The 2,999-nt window shown below is 51.4% G+C and carries 1 rRNA gene; it reads left to right on the top strand.

The window, feature by feature from the left end:
• The first annotated feature begins 32 nt into the window (after positions 1–32).
• A 23S ribosomal RNA gene (locus tag DDE80_RS14075) occupies positions 33–2,960 on the top strand.
• The last annotated feature ends 39 nt before the right edge of the window (positions 2,961–2,999 follow it).

Here is a 2,999-nt window from a genome sequence, read left to right as displayed (position 1 = left end):
CTTTCTCTAACGAGAAAGCAGTAACTAACTTCGGTTAAGTTATTAAGGGCGCACGGTGGATGCCTTGGCACTAGGAGCCGATGAAAGACGGTACTAACACCGATATGCTTCGGGGAGCTGTAAGTGAGCTTTGATCCGGAGATTTCTGAATGGGGGAACCCACTGCTCGTAATGGAGTAGTACAACTACGTGAATACATAGCGTAGTTGAGGCAGACTCAGGGAACTGAAACATCTAAGTACCTGAAGGAAGAGAAAGAAAAATCGATTCCCTTAGTAGCGGCGAGCGAAACGGGAAGAGCCCAAACCAAGAAGCTTGCTTCTTGGGGTTGTAGGACATTCTATACGGAGTTACAAAAGTATGAGGTAGGCGAAGCGACTTGGAAAGGTCCGCCATAGCAGGTAAAAGCCCTGTAGTCGAAAGTTCATACCCTCTTGAATGTATCCTGAGTACGGCGGAACACGTGAAATTCCGTCGGAATCCGGGAGGACCATCTCCCAAGGCTAAATACTCCCTAGTGACCGATAGTGAACCAGTACCGTGAGGGAAAGGTGAAAAGCACCCCGGAAGGGGAGTGAAATAGATCCTGAAACCGTGTGCCTACAAGTAGTTAGAGCCCGTTAATGGGTGATAGCGTGCCTTTTGTAGAATGAACCGGCGAGTTACGATTACGTGCAAGGTTAAACTGAGAAAGTGGAGCCGCAGCGAAAGCGAGTCTGAATAGGGCGCATGAGTACGTAGTCGTAGACCCGAAACCAGGTGATCTACCCATGTCCAGGTTGAAGGTTAGGTAACACTGACTGGAGGACCGAACCCACGTATGTTGAAAAATGCGGGGATGAGGTGTGGGTAGCGGAGAAATTCCAATCGAACCTGGAGATAGCTGGTTCTCTCCGAAATAGCTTTAGGGCTAGCCTCGCGGCAAGAATCTTGGAGGTAGAGCACTGTTTGGACTAGGGGCCCATCCCGGGTTACCGAATTCAGACAAACTCCGAATGCCAAAGATTTATCCGCGGGAGTCAGACTGCGAGTGATAAGATCCGTAGTCAAGAGGGAAACAGCCCAGACCACCAGCTAAGGTCCCCAAGTAATTGTTAAGTGGAAAAGGATGTGGCGTTGCATAGACAACCAGGATGTTGGCTCAGAAGCAGCCATCATTTAAAGAGTGCGTAATAGCTCACTGGTCGAGTGACACTGCGCCGAAAATGTATCGGGGCTAAACAATTCACCGAAGCTGTGGATGCATACCGTAGGGTATGCGTGGTAGGAGAGCGTTCTAAATGCGTTGAAGTCAGACCGAAAGGACTGTTGGAGCGTTTAGAAGTGAGAATGCCGGTATGAGTAGCGAAAGATGGGTGAGAATCCCATCCACCGAATGACTAAGGTTTCCTGAGGAAGGCTCGTCCGCTCAGGGTTAGTCGGGACCTAAGCCGAGGCCGATAGGCGTAGGCGATGGACAACAGGTTGAAATTCCTGTACCACCTCCCTGCCACTTGAGTGATGGGGTGACGCAGAAGGATAAGGTAAGCACGCTGTTGGTTATGCGTGTCCAAGCAGTAAGGCGTGAGTGTAGGCAAATCCGCACTCTATAACGTTGAGTTGTGATGGCGAGCTCGAATGAGCGAAGTTCCTGATTTCACACTGCCAAGAAAAGCCTCTAACGAGGCAGGAGGTGCCCGTACCGCAAACCGACACAGGTAGTCGAGGAGAGAATCCTAAGGTGAGCGAGAGAACTCTCGTTAAGGAACTCGGCAAAATGACCCCGTAACTTAGGGATAAGGGGTGCTCTCGGAGGTTAACGCTTCTGAGAGCCGCAGTGAATAGGCCCAGGCGACTGTTTAGCAAAAACACAGGTCTCTGCAAAACCGTAAGGTGACGTATAGGGGCTGACGCCTGCCCGGTGCTGGAAGGTTAAGAGGAGTGGTTAGCGCAAGCGAAGCTGCGAATTGAAGCCCCAGTAAACGGCGGCCGTAACTATAACGGTCCTAAGGTAGCGAAATTCCTTGTCGGGTAAGTTCCGACCCGCACGAAAGGCGTAACGATCTGGGCACTGTCTCAACGAGAGACTCGGTGAAATTATAGTACCTGTGAAGATGCAGGTTACCCGCGACAGGACGGAAAGACCCCGTGGAGCTTTACTGTAACTTGATATTGAATTTCGGTGCAACCTGTACAGCATAGGTAGGAGCCAGAGAAGTCGGAGCGCTAGCTTCGATGGAGGCGTCTATGGGATACTACCCTGGTTGTACTGAACTTCTAACCCATGCCCCTTAGCGGGGTAGGAGACAGTGTCAGGTGGACAGTTTGACTGGGGCGGTCGCCTCCTAAAGAGTAACGGAGGCGCCCAAAGGTTCCCTCAGAATGGTTGGAAATCATTCGCAGAGTGTAAAGGCACAAGGGAGCTTGACTGCGAGACCTACAAGTCGAGCAGGGTCGAAAGACGGGCTTAGTGATCCGGTGGTTCCGCATGGAAGGGCCATCGCTCAACGGATAAAAGCTACCCCGGGGATAACAGGCTTATCTCCCCCAAGAGTCCACATCGACGGGGAGGTTTGGCACCTCGATGTCGGCTCATCGCATCCTGGGGCTGTAGTCGGTCCCAAGGGTTGGGCTGTTCGCCCATTAAAGCGGTACGCGAGCTGGGTTCAGAACGTCGTGAGACAGTTCGGTCCCTATCCGTCGTGGGCGTAGGAAATTTGAGAGGAGCTGTCCTTAGTACGAGAGGACCGGGATGGACACACCGCTGGTGTACCAGTTGTTCTGCCAAGAGCATCGCTGGGTAGCTATGTGTGGACGGGATAAGTGCTGAAAGCATCTAAGCATGAAGCCCCCCTCAAGATGAGATTTCCCATTACGCAAGTAAGTAAGACCCCTTGAAGACGACAAGGTAGATAGGTTCGGCGTGGAAGTGTGGCGACATACGGAGCTGACGAATACTAATCGGTCGAGGACTTAACCAACTACTTTACAAAAAACAATGAAGTTTATCCAGTTTTGAG

The organism is Metalysinibacillus jejuensis (assembly GCF_003057615.1).
Classification (GTDB): Bacteria; Bacillota; Bacilli; order Bacillales_A; family Planococcaceae; genus Metalysinibacillus; species Metalysinibacillus jejuensis.
Note: the sequence above shows the minus strand (reverse complement) of the source record. Positions and strands in the feature narration are given on the sequence as shown.